This window comes from Lentzea alba, assembly GCF_047445655.1.
Taxonomy (GTDB): Bacteria; Actinomycetota; Actinomycetes; order Mycobacteriales; family Pseudonocardiaceae; genus Lentzea; species Lentzea alba_A.
Window position 1 is genome coordinate 21951 of record NZ_JAJAEG010000015.1, and the last position, 24556, is coordinate 46506.

Sequence of the window (24556 nt, forward strand, 5' to 3'; positions counted from 1 at the left end):
GCTGTGGGGCACCCCTATAGCAAGAGGCGCGCCCGGCGTACCCCCGTACGGTCCACCGATCCGGGTAGACATCCGATGAATTTGGGGAGAGGGTGTGCGCGTGAGAGTGGCACTGTTCGCGACCTGCCTGACCGACATGTTCTTCCCGTCGACGGCACGCGCTGTGGTTCGTCTGCTGGAGCGCCTCGGCTGTTCAGTGGAGTTTCCGCTCGATCAGACGTGCTGCGGGCAGATGCACTTCAACACCGGATACCGGGACCACGCGAAGACGCTGGCGCGCAAGTACACCGACGTCTTGCAGAGCTACGAGTACGTGATTGCGCCATCCGGGTCATGTGCGGGCATGGTTCGCGAGATCCATCCCACGCTGGGTGAGTCTCCGCCGCGGACGTTCGAGCTCGCGGAGTTCCTCGTGGACGTGCTGGGTGTGACGGACGTGGGCGCCTGGTTCCCCCACCGGGTCACCTACCACCCCACCTGCCACTCGCTGCGCATGCTGGGAGTCGGCGACAAGCCGTTGGCGCTGCTCAGGGCGGTCAAGGGACTCGATCTGGTGGAACTTCCCGACTCGACGCAGTGCTGCGGCTTCGGCGGCACGTTCGCGATCAAGAACGCCGAGACGTCGACGGCGATGCTCGCGGACAAGATGCGGTGCGTGCTCGACACCGGCGCGGAAGTGCTGAGCGCTGGTGACAACTCCTGCCTCATGCACATCGGCGGTGGCCTGTCGCGGTTGCGCGCGGGCGTCCGGCCGGTGCACCTGGCCGAGATCCTGGCTTCGACGGAGGAGGACCCGTGGCTCGCAACCCCGTGACGTGGCTGGGCAGCCCGACGTTCCCCAAGGCCGCCCACATAGCACTGGCCGACACCCAGCTGCGGCAGAACCTGCGCAAAGCGACCGGGACCATCCGCGGGCGCCGGGCGGCCGCGGTCGCCGAGATGACCGACTGGGAGATGCTCCGGGTCGCCGGCGAGCAGATCAAGGACGACGTCCTGGCGCGCCTCGACACGCTCCTCGTCGAGCTCGAAGAGTCCGTCACGGCCAGGGGCGGCGTCGTCCACTGGGCACGCGACGCCGAAGAGGCGAACCGGATCGTGCTCGACCTCTGCCGGGCCGAGAACGCGCGGGAGGTCGTCAAGGTCAAGTCCATGGCCACCGCCGAGATCGGGCTCAACGAGGCCCTCGAAGCCGGTGGCGTGCAGGCGATCGAGACCGACCTGGCCGAGCTGATCGTGCAGCTCGGCGACGACCGGCCGTCGCACATCCTGGTGCCCGCGATCCACCGCAACCGGTCGGAGATCCGCGAGATCTTCCAGCGCCGCATGGGCGTCGAGGTGTCGGACGAGCCGGCGGACCTGGCCGAGGCGGCACGGGTCTACCTGCGCCAGAAGTTCCTCACCACGAAGGTCGCCATCTCGGGAGCGAACTTCGCCGTCGCCGACTCCGGGTCGATCGTGGTGCTGGAGTCCGAGGGCAACGGCCGGATGTGCCTGACCCTGCCGGAAACCCTGATCACCGTGATGGGCATCGAGAAGCTCGTGCCCACGTGGCAGGACCTCGAAGTCTTCCTGCAGCTGCTGCCGCGCTCGTCCACCGCGGAACGGATGAACCCGTACACGAGCGTGTGGACCGGCGTGACGCCCGGCGACGGCCCGCAGAAGTTCCACCTCGTGCTGATCGACAACGGCCGCACCGCGACGCTGAAGGATTCCGTTGGGCGCCAAGCACTCCGGTGCATCAGGTGCAGCGCGTGCCTCAACGTCTGCCCGGTCTACGAACGCACCGGCGGCCAGTCGTACGGCTCGGTCTACCCCGGCCCGATCGGCGCGATCCTGACGCCGCAGCTGGTCGGCGACATGCACGACAAGCAGGCAGCCTCACTGCCTTACGCCTCTTCGCTCTGCGGCGCCTGCTTCGAAGTCTGCCCGGTGCGGATCGACATCCCGTCGGTCCTCACGCACCTGCGCGCCGAGGCCGTGGAAGCCAAGGGCCGCACCGCCGAGTCGATCGCGATGGCCGCCGCCGCGTGGGTCTTCCAGGACGCCGCGCGGTACGAGAAGGCGCAGAAGGCCGGTGCCCTGGCCCGTTTCCTGGCCCGCGACGGACGGATCAGTTCGCTGCCCTGGCCGGGTTCGAAGTGGACATCCTCACGCGACGTGCCCGCACCGCCTCAAGAGTCCTTCCGAGCCTGGTGGAGGAAGAACCGTGGCTAGCGCACGAGAAGAGATCCTTCAGCGCATTCGCAACGCCCAGGTGCCGCCGGCGCAACCCGTCGTCCGCGGCTACAACCGGACCGGGCCCGGCGGTGTCGAGCTGTTCGCGGAACGGGTCGCCGACTACCGGGCGATCGTGCACACCGTCTCGAACGTGCCCGAGGCGTTGAAACCGTTGATGGGCAAGCGAATCGTGGCGCCCGCCGACGTGCCGCCGGAGTGGTTGATCGACGGTGTCACGTGGCTGCACGAGCCGTTGTCGATCGAGGAGCTCGACCAGGCCGACGGCGTGCTGACCGGGTGCGCGGCCGCGATCGCCGACACCGGCACGATCGTCCTCGACGGCGGCGAAGCCCAAGGACGCCGAGCGCTCACGCTGCTGCCGGACTACCACCTGTGCGTGGTGCGCGCAGACCAGATCGCGAACTCGGTGCCGGAAGCTCTTCAGCGGTTGGAACCCACGCGGCCGCTGACGTTCATCAGCGGCCCGTCCGCAACCAGCGACATCGAGCTCAACCGGGTGGAGGGCGTCCACGGCCCCCGCACCCTGGAGGTCCTGATCGTCGCCGACTAACCGCAGTGGCCACTACCGCTGCCGATGCCGACTTCGCTGTAGTACCAAGTGCGCGCGACGACGTACATGCACTTGCCCTTGCCGTAGACCTTCACCGGGCCCGCGTAGTACTGGAACTTGCCGCCGTCCTCGTCGATGTTGTAGCCGGGACGGTGGTTGTCCTCGCGCCAGTCCTCGTTCATCAGCGTGATCGAGGCCTCGTGCTTGAACTGCGAGTAGTAGGCGGTCTTCACGTTGGCGGCGCAGTTGTAGCCGCTGCTCGAGTTGTAGTAGAGCCGGATCGTGCTCAGGTGGTTGCCCACCTCGGACTTCACCTTGTAGGTGTCGATCAGCGAACCGGTGCAGCCGTACTCAGCGGCGTTGGCGTTCATCGGCGCCACGATGAGCGCCGCAGCAGCAGCCACCGTGATGGCGATGGCCTTCCGAAGACGTGTCATGCGGCCGAGCCTGAACTCAGCCGGTTAAGCGGTGGTTATTTGAGCAACCGGGAGAGCCGGCGGTCGGCCAGCGGCTTGCCGCCCGTCTGACAAGTCGGGCAGTACTGGAACGCCTTGTCCGCGAACGACACCTCACGAACCGTGTCACCGCACACGGGACAAGGCAGCCCGGTCCGCGCGTGCACCCGCAACCCGGACCGCTTCTCACCCTTGAGCCGGGCCGCGTCCTGACCGACCGACCGCGCCACCGCGTCGGTCAACGTGCTGATCATGGCCTCGTGCAGGTGGTCGAGCTGCTCCTCGTTGAGCTTCCCGGCCGTCGCGTAGGGCGAGAGCCGGGCCATGTGCATGATCTCGTCCGAATAGGCGTTGCCGATGCCCGCGATCAGGCTCTGCTCGGTCAGCGACGTCTTCAACCGCTCGGTGCGCCCGCGGAACAGGTCTTCCAGCTGCGTGCGGGTGATCCCCAACGCGTCCGGACCCAGTCGGGCGACGCTCGCGATGGTCTTCGGGTCGCGCACGATCCACGCCGCGAGCCCCTTCTTGGTGCCCGCTTCCGTCAGGTCGAACCCCGGCCCCTGACCGGGCGGCCCGAGGTGCACGCGCAACGCCAGCGGACCGCGACCCTGCTTGGGCGGCGGCGCGGACATGTTGTCGGCCCATCTCAGCCACCCGGCCCGTGCGAGGTGCACGACCAGGTGCAGGCCGTCCGCGACCTCCAGGTCGAGGTGCTTGCCGTGCCGGTGCGCGGCCACGACCTCCTGGCCGTGCAGCGCGGTCCACGGCGGGTCGAACGTCTTCAGCACCTGCAGCGATGCCACGTCGACGCGGTGCACAGTGCGGCCGACAGCGTGTTCACGCAGGTGGTGAACCAGTGCTTCTACCTCGGGTAGCTCGGGCACCCGTCCAGTGTCGCATCAGTCGACGGGCTGCAACGGGCCTTCGACGTCCGGCAGCGAGTGCATCTCGATCGTCCTGGCGACCCGCGCGGCCTCCTGACGGACCGCCATCGGCCCGCGGATCTGCCCGATCCACCGCTCCGGCGGCAGCTCGTCGGCCGTCGCCTTGCTCTCCGCGACCAGCGTGTGCGGCCGGCGCAGCGCCCAGCGGACCGGGAAGAACGCGAACAGGAAGATCAACGCGAGGATCAGCCAGGCGGGCACGACCACCTGCTCCGGCGTCCACGCGATCAGCACCACGACCATGACGACCAGCAGGCCCGCCATCATGATGCCGGGCAGCGCACCACCGCTCACGTCGTGCTCGAAGTCGTCGGATTCCACGGGGTTGCGCCACTCGATCCGGCTGTGGACAGTCCACATCCGCCCGTCGGCACCGCGCACCAGCCGCGTCATGTACCCGTCTCCCACGCTCGGTCGGTCTTGGTCAAACCGTACCTGCCGCGACGTGAGCCTTGTGGGTGAACTAGGCCGGACGAGATCGTCACCGTCAGTTCGGCTGCTCGGGGTGCGACGGGTAGAGCGTGATCGTGGTGGGTGTGGTGCACGGTTTGGACGGCGGGGGCTCCGAGGACGACGACGGCGTGTCCAGCGATCGAATGTCCCTCGACGTGGGCGTTGTCGTGTTGACCTCGGACGACCGCGACGACTCGACGACCGGCTCGGCCCGCTCCTTGGGCGGGTCCTTCTCCTCCTGCGCGGGCGGCGGCGCGACCGGTGCCGTCTTGCGCACGGTCTCCTGCCGTTGCCCACCGGGGTTGACCACGTTCTCGCGCGGCTGCTCCTGCTGCACGGGAGGCGGCTGCGCGACCACGAGCTCGTTGCTGTGACCCGAGCTGGACGACCCGGACGGGCTCATCGCGATCACGGCCGGCTTCTGGTCCGGCTGCAGCACGGCCGTCCCGGGCCCACCGGTGAACACCGCGGCCGCGGTCCCGATCAGCCCGATCGTGGCCACGGAGGCCGCCGCGATGGCGAGTTTCGTCTTGCCGAGCAGCACCTTGCCGGCGAACGCCAGCCCGGTCGCGGCCGGCACGACGATGAACGCGGCGTTGGCCCGCAGCGTCGCGCAGACCTCGTTCAACTCGGCGTGGAGCTGTGAGCAGGACGAACAGGTGTCGAGGTGGGCACCGATCCGGCGTTCCTCGACGCCCTGGACCCCGCCCGCGGTGTAGGTGCCGAGCTTCGACCGGATCGCCGCACACGACGACCGCCCGTCGTCCACGGCCAGGTGCGCCTGCAGGTAGGCCGCGCGCAGCCCTTCACGGGCACGGCGGGCCAGCGCCGACATGGCGTTCGGCGTGAGTCCGAAGTGCGGCGCCACGGTGGCCGGCCGCTCGCCCTCCACCTCGACGCGCCACAACACGACGCGCCAGCGTTCCGGCAGGCTGGAGAAGGCTCTGGTGATCAGGTTGTGCTCAACCCGGCGGTTGGCGTTGTCCCCGACCGGTTCGACCCGGCGACCCAGCTCCTCGTCCTCGACCGGCACGTCGCGCCGCCGCCCGTTCCACTCCCACGCGACACGCCTCGCGACGGTCAACAGGTAGGTGCGGACGTGGTCCGTGGGACCGCTGCCACGACGGATCGCCTGCAGCATGCGGAAGAACGCTTCAGCCGTGAGGTCGTCAGCCTCGGCCGCCTCGCGGACGTGCCTCAGTGAGAATCGGCGGATCGCGTCCGCGTGCCGGGAGAACAGTTCGCCGTAGGCCGAGTCGTCTCCCTCGCGCACCCTGGCGAGCAGGTCCCGGTCGACCTCGTTCTCGTCGACCATCACAGGCTTGAACATGCCACAAGGGGCCAGACCTGCACCTGGATGAGAACAGGTCGATATACAAGACCATCCGTTCGTAGTGGGCTGATCAGCGCAACGCATTCGGTGACGAGACGGTCACATGTGGGCGTCGGGCCGTCGGCCGAAGAAGATCCAGCGACTATCGTCACGACCGTGGTGGACTGGCGGGAACGCGCGTCGGCACTTGTGCCGGAACTTCGTGCTGTCGCCGAGACCGAGGAGTGGTCCTGCCACGTCTTCTTCTCGGAGCTGTCCCAACTGGCCGCGGAGGCGCACCGCTCGGAGGACGACGACGTCCTGCGGCGCGCGTACGGCTTCGCGCACTGGTGCTTCCACCAGCCGGAGCAGTTCCTCGAGAACGCGGCTTTGATCAGCTTCTACGAGCACGTGTTCGACGACTGGGACCTCCGCGAGGAGGTCGCGGCCTGGTTGCCGGTCGACGTGCTGCCCAAGGTGCGGGCGTTGTGGGAGTGGCGGTGGCCCAAGGAGCAGTTGGACGAGGTAGATCAACTGCTGGCCGGTTTGCAGCCCCCCGGTCGAGACGCCGTTTAGAGCTGTTGTATAGTTCTTCCCCGTAAGGCAGTGCGGATGTAGCGCAGTTGGTAGCGCATCACCTTGCCAAGGTGAGGGTCGCGAGTTCGAGTCTCGTCATCCGCTCCACTCAAGGCGGCTCATGCTCATGGAGAGCATGAGCCGTTTTCGTTTCGCCATGATGTTGGGGGGACGACCCCCAAACCCCCGCAGTTACCGGACCGCAGGGCTCACCTTGAGGGAGCCTGCGTCGGCGTCCAGTTCGGCTACCGGTCCCAGTGGCAACGACAGCGGGGCGTCTCCGTGGCCGACGTCGATGCCACCGATCACCGGCACGCCCAACGAACCCAGGCGGTCCCGCAGCACGTCCACCACGTCCCAGTCGCGGTCGACATAGCCCTCGAAGCCCAGGAACCGGCCGAGTGCCACTCCACGCAGGCCACGCAACGACCCGGAGCGCATGAGTTGCGTCAGGTGCCGGTCGACGTGCCCCAGCCCGACCACCCGCGGCTCCTCCAGGAACAGGATCGCGCCGTCCAAGCTGGGCAGCCCTGCCCCGACGGTCCACGCGACAGTGCCCAGGTGACCGCCGACGAGGTGCCCGCGCGCCACACCGGCCACCTCGACCGCTGCCGTGAGCGCTGATGGATCTCGCCGCAAGACAGCGCGTTCGCCGTCCATCAACAACGAGCGCGTCGCGGCGGCCGAGCGTTCGCCGTCCAGGTACCCGTGAACCCCGGCGACCTGGCACTCCCGCCACAGCGCCAGGTGCAGGTTGGTGATGTCGCTGAACCCGACCAGAGGCTTCGGATCCGCACGCACGGCGTCGAAGTCGAGGTCGTCGGCGATCCGGTACGCGCCTGCGCCACCCCGCGTGGCGAACAACGCGCGCACGCCGGGATCGCGATAAGCGTCGTTGAGGTCGGCCAACCGGTCCTCGTCGAGCCCGGCCATGTACCCGTGGCGGTCCAGCGCGTGCTTGCCGACCTCGACGACCAGTCCCCAGCCCTCCAACGTCCGCACGGACGCGGCAAGCAGTTCGGAGCTCGGGTAGCTGGCGGGCGAAACGAGACGAACCCGATCTCCCGCACGCAAACGCGGTGGCAGCACGACCATGGGCAATGACTCTTCCAGTCCCGTCCCTTGGTTCTCGGGGTGATCTCTGAGGCCGCCCGTGGAAAGGTGGTCGGTGTCCGCTCGTATCAACCTGATCGAGCTCGTTCGACAAGGACCTGGAGACCATGGCCATCACTCAGACGGCAAACGCGCACTGGGAAGGCTCTCTCGTCGAGGGCAAGGGCAACGTCAGCCTCGACACGTCCAAGAGCGGCAGCTTCGAGATCGACTGGAAGGCGCGTGCCGAGGAGGCTGGCGGCAAGACCAGTCCCGAGGAGCTCATCGCGGCGGCGCACTCGTCCTGCTACTCGATGGCGCTCTCGCACGGCCTCACCGGTGCGGGCACGCCGCCCACCTCGATCGACACCAAGGCCGAGGTCAAGTTCCAGGCCGGCCAGGGCATCATCGGGATCCACCTGACGGTGCGCGCCAACGTGCCGGGGCTCACGCAGGAGGCCTTCGTCGAGGCCGCCGAGGGCGCCAAGGCGAACTGCCCGGTCTCCAAGGCGCTCGCGGCCGTCGAGAACATCACGCTGGACGCCGCCCTGGTCTGAAGCGCAGCTCCGCAGGGCCGTGACTGATCAGGTGCCTGCGGTAGCGCACGGGCTGCTCGACCACCTCGAACGAGCGGTCGAGCAGCTCCTCGGCGACGATTCGGCCCTCCAGGCGCGCCAACTGAGCGCCCAGGCAGTAGTGCGAGCCGTAGCCGAAGCCCAGGTGGTTCGGCACGGACGGCCTGCCGGGGTCGAAGTCCTCGGTGAAGACGCGCGGGTCGCGGTTGCCCGCCGCGTAGTCGAGGAACAGGTGCTCGCCCTCGGCCACCTTCACGCCGCCCATGGTCACCGGACACGTTGCCGTCCGGAAGAAGCCGATGAACGGCGCGTCGAGCCGCACCACCTCCTCCACCACGCCACCCAACCGACGTTCGCGTGCGTCGAGGCGCAGCAGGGTGCTCGACAACAGGTTCGTGGTCGAGTCGGTGCCCGCCACCACGATCGCGAGGCACAGCGACAGGCGTTCCTGTTCGGACAGTTGCCCGCCCTTGAACGTGTTCGAGCGCCCGAAGTAGGCGCAGAACTCGTTCATCGCGGCGAAGTACGACCCGAGGACCCGCTCACTGACCTCCTCGCCGCTGGTCAGCTCCAGCACCGGTGCCACGAACTCGCGGAACAGCGGGAAGTCCGCAGAGGGCACGCCGAGCAGGTCACCGACCACGCCCAACGCGAACGGCGCGGCGAACTCGCTCACGAAGTCGGCCTCCTCCGGCAGCTCGTCGAGCAGTGTCCTGGCGCGTAATCGAATTGCATCAGCCATTTGGCGCACGGCCGATGGGGTGAATTTCTGATTCGCTGCCGCACGAATTCGCGCGTGCCTGGTGCCGTCCGCCGCGTTGAGCGACGACATCAATTCCAGCAATCGCCGCTGCTCCGGCGGCAGCAGTGCCGCCACGGCCGCTACCTGCGGTCCTGCCATGTTCCGGGAGGAGAACGTCACCGGATCAGCCAGCACGGCACGCAGGTCGGCGTATGCGGTCACTCGCTGGGCGTTGATTCTCGGGTCGAATTCCATTGCGCTATCTTGGCGCGGTTCCAGCCTTTGTCGGGGGCTGACGACAGGACGAATTGAAGTGATCATCCGGCTGCTCGGACCTCTCGAACTCACCGGTCCGAACGGAGCAGTGCAGCTCAGCAGCGCGGGACAGCGGACCCTCGTGGCCCGCCTTGCCCTCACACCCGGAGAGACGGTGCCGAGGAGCGCTCTCGTCGACGCGCTCTGGTCGGACGAGGCGCCGCCGACCGCGACGAAGACCCTCCACAGCCTCCTCGCACGCCTGCGCGGCCAGATCCGCGACGCCGGACTCGGTGAGCTGATCACCACCCGCGAGCCCGGTTACGTGCTCAACGCGCCTGCGGACACCGTGGACGCCGCACGGTTCGAGGCGCTCGTTGCAGCAGCACGGCAGAGCGACGATCCGGCCCAGTCCGCACGGTGTCTGCGCGAAGCACTCGCGTTGTGGACAGGCGATCCGCTCGCGGACTGCAGGCCCGGCGAGTGGACCCGCACGGAGTCCGCGCGGCTCACGGAGCTGCGGATGGACGCGACCGAGGACCTGATGGAGGCCTCCCTGGCGCTCGGCGAGCACGCCGCGGTCGGGCCGCTGGTCGCCTCGCTCGTCGAGCAGCACCCGTTCCGCGAACGCCTGTGGGAGCTGCTGATGATCGCGCTCTACCGCGCGGGCAGGCAGGCGGACGCGCTGGCCGCTTTCCAACGGGCGCGCGGCGTGATGGTCGACGAGCTCGGCATCGAGCCCAGCGCCCGGCTGCGCGACCTGGAGCAGGCCGTGTTGAACGCCGACCCGCGGCTCGACCAGCCAGAACGCGTCGTGGCGCCGGTGCGCGGCAACCTGCCGGCTGACCGGTCGAGCTTCGTGGACCGGCCGGAGACCGAGCACGTCGCGGGCCTGATCCGGGAGCACCGGCTGGTCACGTTGATCGGCGTCGGCGGCGTGGGCAAGACGCGGCTCGCGGTGCACGTGGCGCGCGGCGAGCAGCCACCGGACGGCGTGTGGCTGGTGGAGCTGGCTGCGTTGCGCGACCGGGCGCTGGTCCCGCACACCGTGGCCGAGGCGCTGGGCGTGGTCGACCAGACCGGGCGCGGGCAGCTGACCGTGCTCACGGAGTTCCTGGCAGACCGGGACGCGTTGCTGGTGCTGGACAACTGCGAGCACGTCGTAGACCACTGCGCGGTCCTGGTCGACACGCTGCTGCGGGTCGCACCGAAGCTGCGGGTCATCGCCACATCTCGGCGCGCACTGCGGGTCTACGGCGAGCAGGTGCTGGCCGTGGCGCCGTTGTCCGTGCCTTACCCGGCGGCGACGCTGTTCGCGCAGCGCGCCGACGCCGCGATCCCCGGCTCGTTCGTCATCACGGGGGCGAACGAGCGGGCGGTCGCGGACCTGTGCCGGCGGCTGGACGGGATTCCGCTGGCGATCGAGATGGCTGCTTTGCGGGTGCGCGCGTTGACGCCGGCGCAGTTGCTGGAACGCCTCGACGACCGGTTCAAGGTGCTGACCGACGGCGGCCGGACCGCGTTGCCCCAGCACCAGACCCTGCTCGCGACCATGGATTGGAGCTTCGACCTGTGTTCGCCGCGCGAGCAGCTCCTGTGGGCACGGGCGTCGGTCTTCGCCGGCAGTTTCGACCTCGCCGCGGCCGAGGCGGTGTGCTCGGACGACCTGCTGACCGCGGACTTCATGTTCGACGCGGTCGACGGTCTGGTCGACAAGTCCGTGCTGCTGCGCGAAGAACACGCCGGGGTGGCGCGCTATCGGCTGTTGGAGACCATGCGCCAGTACGGGCAGACGCGGTTGCGTGCGAGCGATGAAGAGGCACGGCTGCGGCTAAGACATCGAGACTGGTACGCAGGCGTTGCCACCCAGGGCGAACGGGCCTGGTTCACGCCTCGGCAGGCCGCGACGGTCGGGTCGATGACGACCGAGAGCGGCAACCTGCGAGCAGCGCTGGAGTACTCGCTGACGACTCCCGGCGAGGCCGACGCGGGGCTGAAGCTGGCGGCGACGCTGTGGTTCTACTGGGTCGGCTGCGGGCGGTTCGCCGAGGGAAGGCACTGGCTGAACTGGGCGCTGTCGCTGGACACCGAGCCGTCGCGGGCGCGCTGCAAGGCGTTGTGGGTCGCCGGGTACGTGGCCACGTTGCAGGGCAACACCTCCGCGGTGCCGGCGCTGCTGGAGGCGTGCCGCGCCGAGGCGACGTTGCTGGACGACGCCGACGCGGACGTCTACGCGACCTACGTGCAGGGCGCCGCTGCGGTGTTCAACGACGACCTGCCGCTGGGGGCGTCGTTGCTGGCTGAGGCGGACCGGCTGCACACCGAGCTGGGGCACCTGGACAGCAACGTGATCATGGCGCGGGTCGCGTTGGCGATCACCGTGGCGTTCAGCGGCGAGCTCGACCGTGCGGCGTCGTTGTGCTCTGAGGCGCGGGCCGTGTGTGAGGAGCACGGTGAGCTTTGGGCGCGCGCGTATGCGTTGTACGTGCTGGCGTTCGTCGCGATGGGACGCGGTGACGTCGTGGAGGCTCGTGAGCTGGCTACTTCTTCATTGCTCATCAAGGAGAAGTTCGACGACCTGCTGGGAATCGCGGTGTCGGTCGAGCTGCTGGCGTTGATCTCGGTGGTCACGGGGTCACCGACGCACGCCGCGTTGCTGCTGGGAGGTGCGGACCGGGTGTGGCAGTCGGTCGGGTTGCCGCTGTTCGGTTCGGCCAACTTCGCCGCATCACACGACCAGTGCGTTGCGTTGTGCCTGCAAGCGTTGGGCGACGAGGCCTACGCAGCCGAGTTCGCGCGTGGTTCGGCGATGACCGTGGCCCAGGTGATCGCGGCGGCGCAGTCGTGACGCAGCCTCCGCGCAACCAGCCGCGAACAGCGTGTCCGCATGAGGACCAGCGTGCGAACGCCCGACGCGGAAACCGTCGAGGAAGTGCTGAAGCTCGCGGCGCGGGCACCGTCGTTCGGTGTTGTCCCGCCGTGGCGATGGCGAATGGGCAACGAGTGCCTTGAGCTCCTGACGACGCGCAACGACCAGACGGCGATGCTCGCGTGTGGTGCGGTGCTCCACCACGTACGCGTCGCCTTCTCGGCAATGGGCTGGGACTGTCACGTGCTGCGCAATGGTCCCGAGGACCACGTCGCGTCCGTGCACCCGCGATGGGAACTGGACCCGTTCTCCTGTGAGGTGGCCTCCGCCGCCGCGATCTCGTTGCGCCGGGAAGACCCGCGGGCGTACCTGCCGGACGAGGTACCCGACTCGGCTCTGACCTGGATGCTGCATGCGGCCCGCGCCGAGAAGTGCGAACTGGAGCTGGTCGAGCGGCGCAGCGGGGCGATGGTCCGGTTGCTCGGCCAGGACTGGCTGCGGATGGGTGAGGCCGCGAGCGCCGTGCTGCTGGCGTCGACCGTGTGGGGCCTCGCGTCGCAGGCGTTGCTGCACAACGGCGAGGTGCTCGTTCGGGTCGGATGGCAGTCACCCAATGCCGAACCGTTGCCTCAGTCAGCCCACTAGGGCTTCCGTTGGCGTGCACGATGGGTAGGTGGACCGCGACAGAACGCTCGCGCACCTGAGCGACGACGACTGGCTGAGACCTGACTCGTCGTCCACCCAGCTGTACCGGGACCTGTGCGCGTTGCGCGACCTACCGGTGGGTCAGCTGACGCCGACGTCGCTGCACCTGCTCGTCACGCATCAGGTGGGCCTGGACGTGACGGCGCTGCTGGCGCTGGAACACGTCGAGTCCGACCCGCTGCGATCGGCCGCGCTTTACCGGGGGGATCTGCTCGCCGCTCTACTCAGAGTAGATCAGTCCTTCTGGGCCGATCACCCTGAGTTACTGACGCGGATGACCGCCGTCCTGGACCGGCTGCGGACGTTGCCCGACGGCGACTGGCACCTGCTGGTGTCCGCCGCTGAACAATTTCCCGGTTAGGCGAGCATTAGGCGACTCTTTGCCGGGTGCTGAGTTCCTTGCAGCATGGCAAAGACTCTCGCGGCCGCCGGCATCACGCTGGCCTCGCTCGCCGCTTCCGCTGTGTTCTTCTCGCCCGTGGCCTCGGCCGAGACCTGCAAGGCCTCCTACTACACCGGTGGCGGCACCACGGCCAGCGGCGAGCGCTTCGACCCCAACAAGCTGACCGGCGCGCACAAGACGCTTCCGTTCGGCACCAAGGTGAAGGTGAAGAACCGCTCCAACGGCAAGACCGTCACCATCCGGATCAACGACCGCGGCCCGTTCATCGCCGGCCGCTGCGTCGACCTCACCCCGCGCGCGTTCAAGGCGATCGCCCCGTTGTCACAGGGCGTAGTCGGCGTCACGGTCACCCGTGTTTGATCGATACCTAAACTCTCGTTTCGCTTGACCCAATCGAGTGAACGGGATAGGCAATCGGGGTGTTGGCGGCAATGAGCGGGTCGGGGCGACTCGCAACCGGGGCGCTCATTGGTGCCGTTGTCGCCGCGTTTTACGTGCTCGCGCCGCATGTCGGATCGCTCGCGTCGGGCGATCCGACAGCGCCGGGAGGCGACAAACCGGCCCGCGTCTCGCTCATCAACACGCCTTCGTTGATACCCACGCAGACCGAAACGCCGTCACTGACAGTGTCGTCTTCGAGTTCGTCATCCGCGCCGTCTTCTTCTTCCAAGACAACAACTACGACGACGACCACGACGACTCAACCCGCGCAGACGACGACCACCACTCAGCAGCCCGCTCCCACCACAACGACTACGCGGCCGCGGCCTACGACGACCACGACCACGAAGCCGTGTGGGCTGATCTTCTGTTAGGCGACCTGCACGGTCCACCCGTCGTTGCACCGCGGTGAGCAGACGTTGGCGATGACGTGCCAGTCGCTCAACACCCGGAACCTCTCGGCCACGACCAGGTAGCGACCGGCGGGGATGTCCCGGAAGTACGCCCTGCCCGACGAGTCACTCGTGGCGGTGGCGACGATCGCGCCCGTCTTCGGGTCGCTCAGGCTGAAGGTGGCACCTTCCAGCGCCTCGCCGTCGTCCATCCACCCGTTGCCGTTGCGGTCCACGTAGATCGACCCGTTGGTGCTGGCGACCTTGTCGCCGACCTTGACGTAGTCGAATCCGCGCGGGAATCCCTCGGACAACGTCTCGTCGTCGCCGAAGTCGCACCACACGTAGACGTGTCCGCTGTTCGAGGCATCCACCGGAACGGTGCCGCTCAGCGTGAACACACGGGTCTGGCCGGCCGGAATCGTCGCGCCCCTGCGGTAGTCGAGCTCGCCGAGGTCCTCGATGTCCAGGTGCGGGCCGCTGCCCGACCGGTTGCACCCGGCCTTGACACCGGTGAGGTCGGTGCCGGTCCTGTTCGCCAGCGCGACCTCGATCTTCGCCGTACCGCCGTCGACGTACTCACCGCCGACGAAGCGCGCCTCCGCGGCCAGCTTGTCGGTCAGCGGCCGCACGGCCTGCCGGGCCACACCGGACGTGGTGCCGTCGACCAGGAACTCCTCCGAGCTGTGGCGAATCACCCAGCCGCCGGGCAGGTGGCTGAAGTTGATGCTCCACGCGGCCACCTCGATCCCGTTGATCTCGAAGCGCCCGTCGGCGTCGGTGGTCGTGGTGCGGCTGGGACCACCACCGGTCACGTACGTCTTGGCGCCGGCCAGCCCCTCGCTCGGGTCTTGCGTGCCGTTGCGGTTCGCGTCACCCCACAGCACGCCGCTGAGCCTGCCCGTCGGGGTGGGCTCGCGGAATGCGATGTCGACGGGCGCGATCCCGTTGTAGGGGTTGAGATCGTCCTCGGCGGTGACCAGGAGCTCGATCTTCGAGTTGCCGTTGTAGCTGTAAGCCTTGCCGCGGACGGTGAAGGTCTTGGACGCGCCCGGATCGACCGTCTCGTCCTGGAGCCCGCCCCAGTCGTCGGGGTTGATGCCGAGGTACGACCCGGACTTGTGCTCGTGGAGGCCCTGCAGTCCGGTCGCGGTGACGTCGCCGATGTTGGTGACGGTGAGCGCGATCGGCACGGTCTGTCCGATGAGGAACGGTCCGGCGGCGACGGTCGCTGTCGCCGTCACGTCCGGTCGGAGCTGCTCTGCTTGGGCGATGGGTGTGGCGATCAGGGTTGTGGATGCGGCGGTTACGGCAAGCAAGATGGATCTGCGCGCCAGCGAGGCTGACAAGTGAATCTCCCCAGTGTCGAAGCGAGCCCCCCAGGCCTCGTTCCAGTTGGGAAGTTAGAGCGCCGCGCTGAGCCGATCAAGGCGCCGTACGCAGGTTTCGTCGAACCTGCTCGTGTCCGTGAGGCTCAGGCCGCTGTCCTTGGCGCAAGCCGCACGACCAGCTCCAGATCCAGGGCGTGCGCGAGCCGTTCCAGCACCGGAATCGTGGGGACCGTGCCGCCCGCCTCGAACCGGGCCACGGCGGGCTGGGTCATGCCGTCGGCTTCGGTGACCGGGCCGTCACTTTCGGGGGACAACGTCGGTCAGGTTTGACCGATGTTCAAGCCCGCCGGGCACGAAACCCCGGTCCCACCCAGCCCGCAGTACCCGTAGGGATTCTTGGCGTCGCTCAAATACTGCTGGTGATAGTCCTCTGCGTAGTAGAACTCCCCGACCGGCGCCAGCTCAGTGGTGATCGCGTTGAACCCGGCAGCATCCAGAACCTGCTGGTAAACGGCCTGCGAAGCGGCAGCCGTGACCCGCTGCCCCTCGTCCGCGTACAAGATCACCGACCTGTACTGGGTCCCGATGTCCGCCCCCTGCCGCATCCCCTGAGTGGGATCGTGCCCCTCCCAGAACACCCGCAACAGCTCCTGAAAAGGCACAACAGACGGGTCGAACACGACCAGAACGACCTCGGCGTGCCCGGTCAGCCCGGAACACACCTCTTCATAGGTGGGGTGAGGCGTGTGGCCGCCCGCGTAGCCGACAGCGGTGGTCCAGACGCCGGGAACGGACCAGAAAACGCGTTCGGCGCCCCAGAAACAGCCCATGCCGAACACAGCGGTCCGATGACCGGACGGGAATGGTGGCTGGAGACCACGATCTGGGAACACTGCGTGCGACGACGGCACAACCACCGCGGTCGTGCGGCCGGGCAGTGCGTCGGCAGCGGGTATGACCTGCGGTTTGTTGCGTCCGAACCACGCCATGTGACGAATATATCGGTGTGAAGCGCCACAACCAGGTCACGACTTGAGAGGCCCGCACGAAGGCCTTACAGGGCACGGGCACAATGTCCGAGTCTCATGTACGCGCGGAAGGGGGTGCCAGGGGTGACCTGGCAAGACGAGCTGCAGAAGCTCGACAACGAACTCGCCTCTGGTCGGATCTCGGCTGACGACTACCGTCGCCGCCGGGACGAGGTCCTCTCTGGGTCGGCCGGCGGTGGGCCCGCCCAGAATCCTCAGAGCGGGCCGTTCGCCCCTCCCTTCAAGTGGGAGGCGCAGCCGCCCAGCACGTCGGACCGGACGCAGGTCGTCAACGTCCAGGGTCAGCCGCCGCAGGCCCAGACGCAGAACATCAACCCGGACGCCACGCAGGTCGTCACCGGTGGCGCGCAGCAGCGGCCGGCTGACGCGGACCGCACGCAGTTCGTTGCGCCGGTTCAGCCTCCTGGTCCCGGTGGGTGGGGGCAGCCGCAGCAGCAACAGCAGCAGGCTCCGCCGCCGTGGGTCGGCGGTGACTTCGACGCGATCAACCAGCCCTCGCCGGGCTGGAGCCACGGGCCCGAGGTGTTCGACGAGTCCGGTGGTGGTGGCAAGGGCAAGGTCTTCGCGATCATCGGCGTCGTGCTGGTGCTGGCGCTGATCGGTGGCGGCATCTGGTGGTTCACGTCGGGCAGCAAGACCGACAACACGAACACCGCGAACAGCAGCACTCAGCCGACGCCGACGACGCCGTCGAGCACCGGGCCGAAGCTGCCCGGCGGCAACCTGCCGGGGCAGGTCGACAAGAACTACACCGGTGAGGTCACCGTCGAGAAGGCCTCGAAGGAGCGCAGCCAGTTCAGCCCGGACGAGGGTGCGCTGATGACCACGTGCGGCGCTGAGAACGGCGTGTCGCAGGTGCTCTACTCGGACGACTGGGTCACCCAGATCTTCGCGTTCAAGTGCAGCGACGGTGCGGCCGCGAAGACCGCCGCCGACGCTCTCCTGGAGCAGCAGACGAAGTACGGCTTCCAGGCGACGACCGGGCCCAAGGGCCTGGCGATGATGACGCACGAGAAGGCGACCGACGTCCCCGAGGCGCCGTTCGACCAGCGCATCTTCTACGCGTCGGGCGACACGCTCGTGCGCCTCGAGGTGCGTGGCAAGACCAAGGCGGCGATGGACACCGGTATGGAGAAGGTCGTCACCGCCGTCGACAAGAACTACCCGGCCAAGTGAGAGCTGGCGTGCCACTGCCACGCGGTGGCGAGGATCTCGGGCAGACCGAGCCTGGCACGCCAGCCCAGCACGTCGAAGGCACGGGCCGGATCCGCCCACACCACGGGCGGATCCCCCGGCCTCCGGTCGCCGAACGTCACCGGCAACGGCCGTCCCGCGACCTGCTCCAGCCCCTTCACCACCTGCAGCACCGAGTACCCGGTTCCGGTGCCCAGGTTCAAAGCCGCGGACGCGCCGTCGCGCTCCAAGTGCCCCAGCGCCAGCACGTGCGCCTCCGCCAGGTCCACCACGTGCGTGTAGTCGCGAACCGCAGTGCCGTCCTCGGTCGGGTAGTCGCTGCCGAACAACGTCACCGGTGGACGCGCTCCCAGGGCGGCCTTCGCCAGCAACGGCACCAGGTTGTGCGTCGGGCCCCAGTCCTCGCCGATGCTGCCGTCCAGCGCCGCGCCCGCCGCGTTGAAGTAGCGCAACGACATCCAGCGCAGCCCGTGCGCGTTCCCGTAGGCCTCGATCATCCGCTCGCCGACGAGCTTGCTGTGCCCGTACGGGCTGATCGGCTGCAACGGGCTGTCCTCGGTGATCGGCAGCGTCTCCGCGGCGCCGTAGACCGAGCAGGACGACGAAAAGACCAGATCGCGAACACCAGAACCGACCAGGGCGTTCAGCACGGACAACGTGCCGGTCGCGTTGTTGTGGAAGTACAGGCCGGGGTCCTTCACGGACTCGCCGGGGTTCTTCAGGCCGGCCAGGTGGATGCAGGCCGTCACACCGTGGTCCCGAATGACCTGTTCCAGCTTCGCGGTGTCGGTGACGTCGATAGTGTGTACAGGGGTGCCGGAAGGTACGGCCTCAGGCGAACCCGTGCGCATGTTGTCCACCACGACCACGCCGCGTCCGGCGGCGGCCAGCGCGTGCACGACGTGCGAGCCGACGTAGCCCGCACCGCCGGTAACCAGGATCGTCACCGCTTGTCCTCCGTTCGACGGCGACAGGCTATGCCAGACCCACGAGGGGATTGATGTCGACCATGACTCGCCAGGTCGTGTACGTAGTCCCGGACGTCACGGAGCCGTCCGGCGGCGTGCACGCCATCTACCGGCACGCTGAGCTCGCCGAGCGCACCGGCGTCGACGCCAAGGTGTGGCACCTCGCCGAGGACTACAAGTGTTGGTGGTTCTCGTCGAACGCGAAGGTCGTCAGCGGCGAGACCCTCGAACTGGGCCCGGACGACGTGCTGGTCGTCCCGGAAGTGCTGGTGCTGAACGGGTTCGACCCGGCGCCCGGCGTCCGCAAGGTCGTCTACAACCAGAACCACTACTACACGTTCGACAACTTCACCGGCCCCGACTACCCGGCGTGGAAGCCCGCGCCGCAGGTGTGGGGCGGCTCCGTGATGACCACGAACGTGCTGAAGGCGTTGCACCCCAAGCTCAAGGTGCACCTGGTGCCGAACGTGATCGACACCGCGCTGTTCCGGTTCGACGAGGAGCGCAAGCGCAAGATCGTGCTCCTGCCGCGCAAGCGCCCGCGCGAGGCAGCCGTCCTCGCCGCGCTCTTCAAGAACGACAAGCGTTTCGCGGGCGTCGAGGTCGTGGCGCTCGACGACGTGACCGAGCAGCAGATCGCCGACGAGCTGGCTGACGCGTCGATCTTCATCGCGCTCCACCGCGACGAGGGCTTCGGCCTGCCCATCGCCCAGGCGCTCGCCGCCGGCTGCGTCGTCATCGGTTACCCCGGTGGCGGTGGCGCCGAGCAGTTCGCGGCGCCCGGCACGCACGCGATCGAGGACGCCGACGTGCTGGCCGTGGTGGAGAAGGCCGCCGCAGTGCTCGCGAACGAGCCCGACCTGGCCGAACGCCGCTCGTACCGCGCGTGGGTCGAGGAGCACTACTCCGAGGACGCGCTGGTCACGAAGCTGCAGGAGGCCATCGAGGCCGCCGCGAAGACCAGGGCCAAGGGCGGCACCGCACGGCACCCGCTGACCCAGGTCACCACGAGCGGCAGCGACGGCGTGCGCGCCCAGCTGGAGCGCAGCCTCAAGTTCGCGCAGGAGCAGAAGGACGCCCGCGAACGCGCCGAGTCGGTTGCGACCGGCCTGGAAGACGCGCTGGGCAAGGCACTCGCGGAGCTCGACGAGGCCCGCCGCCGTGAATACGTGGTGGCGCAGGAACTTCACGACCTCAAGAACGAGTACGCCGAGCTGGGCAAGGCGGCCGAACGCCTGACCGCGCTGGACGAGGCGACGACGTTGCTCGCCGAGTACGCGCGCGACAACGACCGCCTCAACCGCAGGCTGGACGAGGAGATCCGCCAGCACCTGCACTGGCGCACGACGCTGCAGGACAAGATCGACGACCTGGAGCGCTCCACGTCGTGGCGCGTCACGGCCCCGCTGCGCAAGGCGACCGGCGCTCTCAAGGGCGGCAAGAATGCCTGACCTGCGTCTGCGCGTCATCCAGTCGCGGTTCCAGAACGCGTTCTTCCACGAGCTGGCCGACGCGATCGTCGACGAGGCGACCCGACTCGGCGTCACGGCCGATGTCGTGACGTCTGTCGTGGACACCGAACCGGACGACGTCTTCGTGCTGCTGCCCACGCACGAGTACGCGGTGCTGGAGGGCGGGCAGTTCCTCGACGACCCGCGACTGGCCAGGCGCTGCATCGGCATCACCGCCGAGCAGCCGTCGTCGTCGCACTTCGACACGAACGTCCACTACGGACACAAGCTCGGCGCGGTCTTCGACTTCAGCACGCTGTCGGTGAAGCGCTACCAGGCGCAGGGCATCCAGGCAGAGCACCTGCAGTTCGGCTGGACGCCCACGTGGGACAAGTTCGTCCCCGACGCGGACGACCACGAGCTCGACGTGCTGTTCATGGGCTGCGCCACCCCACGCCGTGAGCACGCGCTGGCGAAGATCGGCCGGCAGCTGTGGTCACGCCGCAGCCGCCTGATTCTTTCGGACAACGCGGCGCCGAACACCGGCGACCACGCGGCGTTCGTGACGGGTGACCGCAAGCGGGAGCTGTTGGCGGGCACCAAGGTCCTCGTCAACGTGCACCAGGCGGACGAGCCGTACTTCGAGTGGCTGCGCGCCGCAGAGGCCGCGCACTGCGGTGCGGTGATGCTGTCCGAGACCTCGCTGCACACCGAGCCGTTCCAGCACAACGAGCACCTGGTGTTCTCCGCGCTGTCGACGATGCCGCACGCGCTGGGCTCGTTGCTGGAGGACCCGGACCGGCTGAACACGTTGCGCCGCAACGCCTACGCCCTGATCAAGGAGAACCCGTTCTCCGTCGGCGTCGAGAAGCTGGTGTCGGTGGCGCAGGACCTGCGCAAGACGCACGACGGTCACCGCCTGCGCCTCGGCCCGAGCCGCACGCAGCCGTTCCGCCAGCGGATCACGCCGTCCTGGGAACGCCAGACCGACGGCGTCGACGCGGTGCGCCAGGCGATCCGCGAGATCCGGCTCGACATCATCGACCTGCGCCGGCGCGTCTCGACCGACCCGACGATCGATCCGACGCCGGTGGTCGACCTGCGCACGCCCGCGTGGGACCGCCGCACACCGCGCGTCTCGGTGATCATGGCGCTGTACAACCACGAGCCGTACGTCGTGGAGGCGCTGGAGTCCGCCGCGTCCGGCACGTACGGCGACCTGGAGATCATCGTCGTCGACGACTGCTCGAACGACGGCTCCAACGAGACCGTGCGCAAGTGGATGGCCCGCAGCCCGCACATCCCGATGACGCTGGTGCGTCACCCGGTGAACCGCGGTCTGCCGCGCTCGCGCAACGAGGCGTTCCGGCACGCGCGCGGCGAGCTCGTGTTCGTGCTCGACTCGGACAACGCGATCGTCCCGACCGGCCTGGAGCGGCTGGTGAACGCGATCGACGCGGACCCGGAGGCGTCGTTCGCGTACGGCGTGCTGCAGCGGTTCGACTCGACCGGCCCGGTGGGACTCATGGGCGTGTGGCCGTGGGAGCCGTGGCGGCTGCGCTACGGCAACTACATCGACGCGATGGCGTTGATCAAGGCCGAGGCGCTCCGCAAGCTGGAGGGCTACACGCTCGACCGCCGCCTGCACGGGTGGGAGGACTACGAGCTGTGGTGCCGGGTCGCCGAAAGCGGCGGGCACGCGGCGCACGTGCAGACGATCGTCGGTCGCTACCGGCAGTCGGCGACCTCGATGCTGAGCCTCACGAACATCTCCCAGGACGCGGGTTTCGACGCCGTCCGGGAGAGCTGCCCACGTCTGATGTCCGGTGCGCTCGAGCTGCAGGACGACACCCTCGGTGATTGGCTGGCGAGCGTCCGCAGCGAACGCGAGGCACGTGACGTGTGGCTCAGCAACTGGGAGGCGCAAAACGCCTAGGCCAGGCCGTTTCGTAGCCTAGGTTTCACTCGTTCGTGTCTTGTCCTGGGGGAGGGGTTGGTTCACGCCATGCGTGCAGTGGTCACCGGTGGTGCGGGATTCATCGGGTCGCACCTGGTAGACGCGGTGCTCGACCGCGGTTGGTCGGTCGTGGTGGTGGACGACTTCTCCTCCGGGCTGACCGAGAACGTCACCCGGTACTCGGACGAGCCGCGCTTCGAGTTCATCGAGGCGGACATCTGCGGTGACTGGTCCGTCGAGGGCCCGGTCGACCTGGTGCTGAACTTCGCCTCCCCCGCTTCGCCGCCGAAGTTCCTGGAGCGTCCACTGGAGACGCTGGAGGTCGGCTCGACGGGCATGAAGAAGGTCGCCGAGATGGCCATCGCGAAGGGCGCGCGCCTGATCCAGGCGTCGACCAGCGAGGTCTACGGCGAACCGCAGGTGCACCCGCAGCCCGAGGAGTACTGGGGCAACGTCAACCCGATCGGCCCGCGCAGCGTCTACGACGAGTCCAAGCGCTACGCCGAGGCGCTGCTCGGCGCGTACCACCGCATGGGCCTGCTCGACGTCGGCATCGTGCGCATCTTCAACACCTACGGCCCGCGCCTGCACGCGACGGACGGCCGCGTGGTCTCGAACTTCGTGCACCAGGCGTTGAGCGGCAAGCCGTTGTCGGTCTACGGCACCGGCAAGCAGACCCGCAGCTTCTGCTACGTCGGAGACCTGGTCCGCGGCATCTTCGCGCTGGCCGACCGGCGCGGCGAGTTCGGCCCGGTGAACCTCGGCAACCCGCAGGAGATCACGGTCCTGGAGCTCGCCCAGGTCGTCGGCGAGCTGACCGGCGTGTCCGTGAGCCTGGAGTACTCGGACCTGCCGACCGACGACCCCACGCAGCGCAAGCCGGACATCACCCGCGCGCAGGAGCTGCTCGGCTGGCAGCCGGAGGTCAACCTGCGCGAGGGCCTGCTGCGGACGATCGAGTGGTTCCAGGCGAGTGTTCTACCTGCCGACGCCGTGTGACGTGAGGCCGGCGCGGGTCAGGATGTCGACGTCCAGCAGGTTGCGGGTGTCGACCACGACCTGCCCGGTCATCGTCCCGGCGAGCGCCGCCCAGTCCAGCGAACGGAACTGAGGCCACTCGGTCAGCACGACGAGCGCGTTCGCGTCCTTCGCCGCCTGCTGCACGTCGTCGACCACCGTGACGTCGTCCGTGACGCCTTCGACCGCGTTCGGGATCGCCGGGTCGTACGCGACCAGCTCCGCGCCTTCCTTCTTGAGGAGCCCGGCGATCTTCAACGCCGGCGAGTCGCGCAGGTCGTTCGTGCCGGCCTTGAACGCGAGGCCGAGCAGCCCGAGCTTCTTGCCCGCGAGGTCTCCCCCGACCGCGTCGGCGATCTTGTTGATGATCAGCCGGCTCTGCTTCTCGTTGGTGTTGATCGTGGCGCTGAGCAGCTCGAACTCGTGGCCTGCCGCTTCGGCGATCTGCAGCAGCGCGTGGGTGTCCTTCGGCAGGCACGACCCGCCCCAGCCCGGACCCGGCTGCAGGAACGACTGCCCGATGCGCTGGTCGAAGCCCATGCCCTCGGTGACGTTGGCGATGTCCGCGCCGAGCCGCTCGCACAGCTCCGCCATGGCGTTGACGTAGCTGAGCTTCATCGCGAGGAAGCAGTTCGCTGAGTACTTGACGAGCTCCGCGCTGGCCGCGTCCATGAGGACGGTCGGCGCACCGAGGCGGGCGTAGAGGGCGCTGACGCGTTCGGCGGCGTTCTGGGCGTCGGAGCCGACGACGATGCGGTCGGGGTGCATGAAGTCCTTGACCGCACTGCCCTCGCGGAGGAACTCGGGGTTGCTCGCCACGAACACGTCATCGCGGTCGAGGAGCTCGAGGACGCGCTTGGCGGTGCCGACCGGAACTGTCGACTTGTTGACAACAACCGTGCCGGGCGCGAGGAGGTCCTTCATCTCGGCGACGGCGGCCTCGACGGCCTTGAGGTCGGCCGCGCCGCCTTCACCCATCGGTGTCGGCACGCAGAGGAAGACGACCTCGGCGTTCTCGACCGCGTTGCGCACGCCGACGACGAACTCCAGGCGTCCGGCGGCGATGCCCTCCTGGACGAGCTCCGGCAGGTCGGGCTCGAAGATGGCGACCTGCGCCCTCCTGAGCTGCTCGACCTTCTGCTCGTCGATGTCCGCGCAGACGACGTGGTGCCCCAGCGACGCGAGGCAGGCGGCCGACGTGAGACCGACGTACCCGGCCCCGACCACCGCAACCCGGCGAACGAACATCCTCAAACCGCCCTTGATCAGCACGAACAGATGCGCCCGATCGTTGCACAGGGATCACACGCTTAGCGGTGGTTTCGAGGGGGCCGTGACGGGACTCGCACAAGGTTCTGTTAAGAAGGCGAGTCGGAGTCACCTGCAACCGCCGCGGAGTGCTACACGTCTACTACGGGTGTAGGTCACCACTCGGAGGCGACAGATGTGGATCAGCGTGACATTAGTCACATTGGGCGGTTTGGCGTTTCTGACGCGAACCGTAGCGGCCGTCCTGGCCGTTTCCCCCAACAAGAAGGCTACTGATTACCCTAAGCCACATACGTCCACCAATTGAGATAACACATT

At 68.3% G+C, this 24556-nt stretch carries 25 protein-coding genes and 1 tRNA gene; 14 read left to right on the top strand and 12 right to left on the bottom strand.

Translation table 11 applies throughout. The annotated features are described in order from the left end of the window. The first annotated feature begins 106 nt into the window (after positions 1–106). From LFM09_RS24685 to LFM09_RS24695, 3 genes are read left to right on the top strand one after another with little or no spacing between them, the layout of a single operon-like run. The gene (locus LFM09_RS24685; RefSeq protein ID WP_414099112.1) at positions 107–814 is read left to right on the top strand and encodes a (Fe-S)-binding protein; all 708 of its coding nucleotides are present in this window, start codon (positions 107–109) and stop codon (positions 812–814) included. Beyond that, positions 796–2214, top strand: coding sequence for a LutB/LldF family L-lactate oxidation iron-sulfur protein (locus LFM09_RS24690; protein ID WP_414098908.1), 1419 nt, complete (start codon positions 796–798; stop codon positions 2212–2214). Before LFM09_RS24685 ends, LFM09_RS24690 begins: the two co-directional genes overlap by 19 nt. Next, positions 2207–2788, top strand: coding sequence for a LutC/YkgG family protein (locus LFM09_RS24695; RefSeq protein ID WP_414098909.1), 582 nt, complete (start codon positions 2207–2209; stop codon positions 2786–2788). Before LFM09_RS24690 ends, LFM09_RS24695 begins: the two co-directional genes overlap by 8 nt. Here the strand turns inward: LFM09_RS24695 and LFM09_RS24700 are convergent. The 4 genes from LFM09_RS24700 to LFM09_RS24715 form a co-directional block, all read right to left on the bottom strand. Then, a complete protein-coding gene (locus tag LFM09_RS24700; RefSeq protein ID WP_414098910.1) occupies positions 2785–3225 on the bottom strand; it encodes a hypothetical protein in 441 nt (146 codons plus the stop codon). The two genes, LFM09_RS24695 and LFM09_RS24700, sit on opposite strands and share 4 nt — an antisense overlap. A gap of 35 nt (positions 3226–3260) precedes the next feature. After that, a complete protein-coding gene (locus tag LFM09_RS24705; protein WP_414098911.1) occupies positions 3261–4127 on the bottom strand; it encodes an Fpg/Nei family DNA glycosylase in 867 nt (288 codons plus the stop codon). Positions 4128–4142: 15 nt separating this feature from the next. Further along, positions 4143–4580, bottom strand: coding sequence for a DUF983 domain-containing protein (locus LFM09_RS24710; protein ID WP_414098912.1), 438 nt, complete (start codon positions 4578–4580; stop codon positions 4143–4145). A gap of 94 nt (positions 4581–4674) precedes the next feature. Next, positions 4675–5970, bottom strand: a complete 1296-nt coding sequence (locus tag LFM09_RS24715; RefSeq protein ID WP_414098913.1) for a sigma-70 family RNA polymerase sigma factor — start codon at positions 5968–5970, stop codon at positions 4675–4677. Between the two features lie 159 nt (positions 5971–6129). Between LFM09_RS24715 and LFM09_RS24720 the strand changes: the two genes are divergently transcribed. Both LFM09_RS24720 and LFM09_RS24725 read left to right on the top strand, forming a co-directional pair. Then, positions 6130–6528: a hypothetical protein gene (locus LFM09_RS24720; RefSeq protein WP_414098914.1), complete on the top strand. Its 399-nt coding sequence runs from the start codon at positions 6130–6132 to the stop codon at positions 6526–6528. A gap of 32 nt (positions 6529–6560) precedes the next feature. Continuing rightward, a tRNA-Gly gene (locus LFM09_RS24725) sits at positions 6561–6636 on the top strand. An 84-nt stretch (positions 6637–6720) separates the two neighbouring features. Here the strand turns inward: LFM09_RS24725 and LFM09_RS24730 are convergent. After that, positions 6721–7623, bottom strand: a complete 903-nt coding sequence (locus LFM09_RS24730) for a S66 peptidase family protein (RefSeq protein WP_414098915.1) — start codon at positions 7621–7623, stop codon at positions 6721–6723. Positions 7624–7748: 125 nt separating this feature from the next. Between LFM09_RS24730 and LFM09_RS24735 the strand changes: the two genes are divergently transcribed. After that, positions 7749–8177 carry an OsmC family peroxiredoxin gene (locus LFM09_RS24735; protein WP_319967219.1) on the top strand — a complete coding sequence of 143 codons (429 nt, stop codon included), beginning with the start codon at positions 7749–7751 and terminating at the stop codon, positions 8175–8177. Here LFM09_RS24735 and LFM09_RS24740 read toward each other — a convergent pair. After that, a complete protein-coding gene (locus LFM09_RS24740) occupies positions 8152–9192 on the bottom strand; it encodes a cytochrome P450 (protein ID WP_414098916.1) in 1041 nt (346 codons plus the stop codon). The genes LFM09_RS24735 and LFM09_RS24740 overlap by 26 nt on opposite strands. 58 nt (positions 9193–9250) lie before the next feature. On the opposite strand from LFM09_RS24740, the gene LFM09_RS24745 reads away from it, so the two are divergent. The 4 genes from LFM09_RS24745 to LFM09_RS24760 are packed head-to-tail and all read left to right on the top strand — an operon-like array spanning position 9251 to position 13529. Continuing rightward, positions 9251–12040: a BTAD domain-containing putative transcriptional regulator gene (locus tag LFM09_RS24745; protein ID WP_414098917.1), complete on the top strand. Its 2790-nt coding sequence runs from the start codon at positions 9251–9253 to the stop codon at positions 12038–12040. Between the two features lie 39 nt (positions 12041–12079). Continuing rightward, positions 12080–12706 carry a hypothetical protein gene (locus LFM09_RS24750; RefSeq protein WP_414098918.1) on the top strand — a complete coding sequence of 209 codons (627 nt, stop codon included), beginning with the start codon at positions 12080–12082 and terminating at the stop codon, positions 12704–12706. A gap of 28 nt (positions 12707–12734) precedes the next feature. Next, a complete protein-coding gene (locus tag LFM09_RS24755) occupies positions 12735–13127 on the top strand; it encodes a contact-dependent growth inhibition system immunity protein (protein WP_414098919.1) in 393 nt (130 codons plus the stop codon). Between the two features lie 45 nt (positions 13128–13172). Continuing rightward, complete coding sequence (locus LFM09_RS24760) at positions 13173–13529, top strand: septal ring lytic transglycosylase RlpA family protein (RefSeq protein WP_414098920.1); 357 nt, start codon at positions 13173–13175, stop codon at positions 13527–13529. Positions 13530–13659: 130 nt separating this feature from the next. Here the strand turns inward: LFM09_RS24760 and LFM09_RS24765 are convergent, their stop codons facing one another. From LFM09_RS24765 to msrA, 4 genes are all read right to left on the bottom strand, one after another. Further along, positions 13660–13863, bottom strand: coding sequence for a hypothetical protein (locus LFM09_RS24765; protein WP_414098921.1), 204 nt, complete (start codon positions 13861–13863; stop codon positions 13660–13662). Positions 13864–13980: 117 nt separating this feature from the next. Next, the gene (locus LFM09_RS24770) at positions 13981–15246 is read right to left on the bottom strand and encodes a SpaA isopeptide-forming pilin-related protein (RefSeq protein ID WP_414098922.1); all 1266 of its coding nucleotides are present in this window, start codon (positions 15244–15246) and stop codon (positions 13981–13983) included. A gap of 230 nt (positions 15247–15476) precedes the next feature. Then, positions 15477–15647, bottom strand: coding sequence for a helix-turn-helix domain-containing protein (locus LFM09_RS24775; protein WP_414098923.1), 171 nt, complete (start codon positions 15645–15647; stop codon positions 15477–15479). A gap of 6 nt (positions 15648–15653) precedes the next feature. After that, positions 15654–16322 carry a peptide-methionine (S)-S-oxide reductase MsrA gene (msrA, locus tag LFM09_RS24780; RefSeq protein WP_414098924.1) on the bottom strand — a complete coding sequence of 223 codons (669 nt, stop codon included), beginning with the start codon at positions 16320–16322 and terminating at the stop codon, positions 15654–15656. A 123-nt stretch (positions 16323–16445) separates the two neighbouring features. Between msrA and LFM09_RS24785 the strand changes: the two genes are divergently transcribed. Next, positions 16446–17558, top strand: a complete 1113-nt coding sequence (locus LFM09_RS24785; RefSeq protein WP_414098925.1) for a hypothetical protein — start codon at positions 16446–16448, stop codon at positions 17556–17558. Here LFM09_RS24785 and galE read toward each other — a convergent pair. Then, on the bottom strand, positions 17543–18523 hold the full coding sequence (gene galE / locus LFM09_RS24790; protein ID WP_414098926.1) for a UDP-glucose 4-epimerase GalE: 981 nt from the start codon (positions 18521–18523) through the stop codon (positions 17543–17545). The two genes, LFM09_RS24785 and galE, sit on opposite strands and share 16 nt — an antisense overlap. A 53-nt stretch (positions 18524–18576) precedes the next feature. Here galE and LFM09_RS24795 point away from each other — a divergent pair, with 53 nt between their 5' ends. From LFM09_RS24795 to LFM09_RS24805, 3 genes are all read left to right on the top strand, one after another. After that, positions 18577–19995: a glycosyltransferase gene (locus tag LFM09_RS24795; protein ID WP_414098927.1), complete on the top strand. Its 1419-nt coding sequence runs from the start codon at positions 18577–18579 to the stop codon at positions 19993–19995. Next, positions 19988–21931 carry a glycosyltransferase gene (locus LFM09_RS24800; RefSeq protein WP_414098928.1) on the top strand — a complete coding sequence of 648 codons (1944 nt, stop codon included), beginning with the start codon at positions 19988–19990 and terminating at the stop codon, positions 21929–21931. The genes LFM09_RS24795 and LFM09_RS24800 overlap by 8 nt, the downstream gene beginning before the upstream one ends. A 69-nt stretch (positions 21932–22000) precedes the next feature. Then, positions 22001–22951, top strand: a complete 951-nt coding sequence (locus tag LFM09_RS24805; protein ID WP_414098929.1) for a UDP-glucuronic acid decarboxylase family protein — start codon at positions 22001–22003, stop codon at positions 22949–22951. On the opposite strand, the gene LFM09_RS24810 is transcribed toward LFM09_RS24805, so the two are convergent. Next, positions 22931–24217, bottom strand: coding sequence for a UDP-glucose dehydrogenase family protein (locus LFM09_RS24810; protein ID WP_414098930.1), 1287 nt, complete (start codon positions 24215–24217; stop codon positions 22931–22933). The genes LFM09_RS24805 and LFM09_RS24810 overlap by 21 nt on opposite strands. Positions 24218–24556 lie beyond the last annotated feature (339 nt).

Bases quoted from the DNA above. Each gene is read 5' to 3' on its own strand.
- LFM09_RS24700 (WP_414098910.1), bottom strand. From the start codon at position 3,225: ATGACACGTCTTCGGAAGGCCATCGCCATCACGGTGGCTGCTGCTGCG.
- LFM09_RS24710 (WP_414098912.1), bottom strand. From the start codon at position 4,580: ATGACGCGGCTGGTGCGCGGTGCCGACGGGCGGATGTGGACTGTCCAC.
- LFM09_RS24715 (WP_414098913.1), bottom strand. From the start codon at position 5,970: ATGTTCAAGCCTGTGATGGTCGACGAGAACGAGGTCGACCGGGACCTG.
- LFM09_RS24730 (WP_414098915.1), bottom strand. From the start codon at position 7,623: ATGGTCGTGCTGCCACCGCGTTTGCGTGCGGGAGATCGGGTTCGTCTC.
- LFM09_RS24735 (WP_319967219.1), top strand. From the start codon at position 7,749: ATGGCCATCACTCAGACGGCAAACGCGCACTGGGAAGGCTCTCTCGTC.
- LFM09_RS24740 (WP_414098916.1), bottom strand. From the start codon at position 9,192: ATGGAATTCGACCCGAGAATCAACGCCCAGCGAGTGACCGCATACGCC.
- LFM09_RS24750 (WP_414098918.1), top strand. From the start codon at position 12,080: ATGAGGACCAGCGTGCGAACGCCCGACGCGGAAACCGTCGAGGAAGTG.
- LFM09_RS24760 (WP_414098920.1), top strand. From the start codon at position 13,173: ATGGCAAAGACTCTCGCGGCCGCCGGCATCACGCTGGCCTCGCTCGCC.
- msrA (WP_414098924.1), bottom strand. From the start codon at position 16,322: ATGGCGTGGTTCGGACGCAACAAACCGCAGGTCATACCCGCTGCCGAC.
- LFM09_RS24795 (WP_414098927.1), top strand. From the start codon at position 18,577: ATGTCGACCATGACTCGCCAGGTCGTGTACGTAGTCCCGGACGTCACG.
- LFM09_RS24800 (WP_414098928.1), top strand. From the start codon at position 19,988: ATGCCTGACCTGCGTCTGCGCGTCATCCAGTCGCGGTTCCAGAACGCG.
- LFM09_RS24805 (WP_414098929.1), top strand. From the start codon at position 22,001: ATGCGTGCAGTGGTCACCGGTGGTGCGGGATTCATCGGGTCGCACCTG.
- LFM09_RS24810 (WP_414098930.1), bottom strand. From the start codon at position 24,217: ATGTTCGTTCGCCGGGTTGCGGTGGTCGGGGCCGGGTACGTCGGTCTC.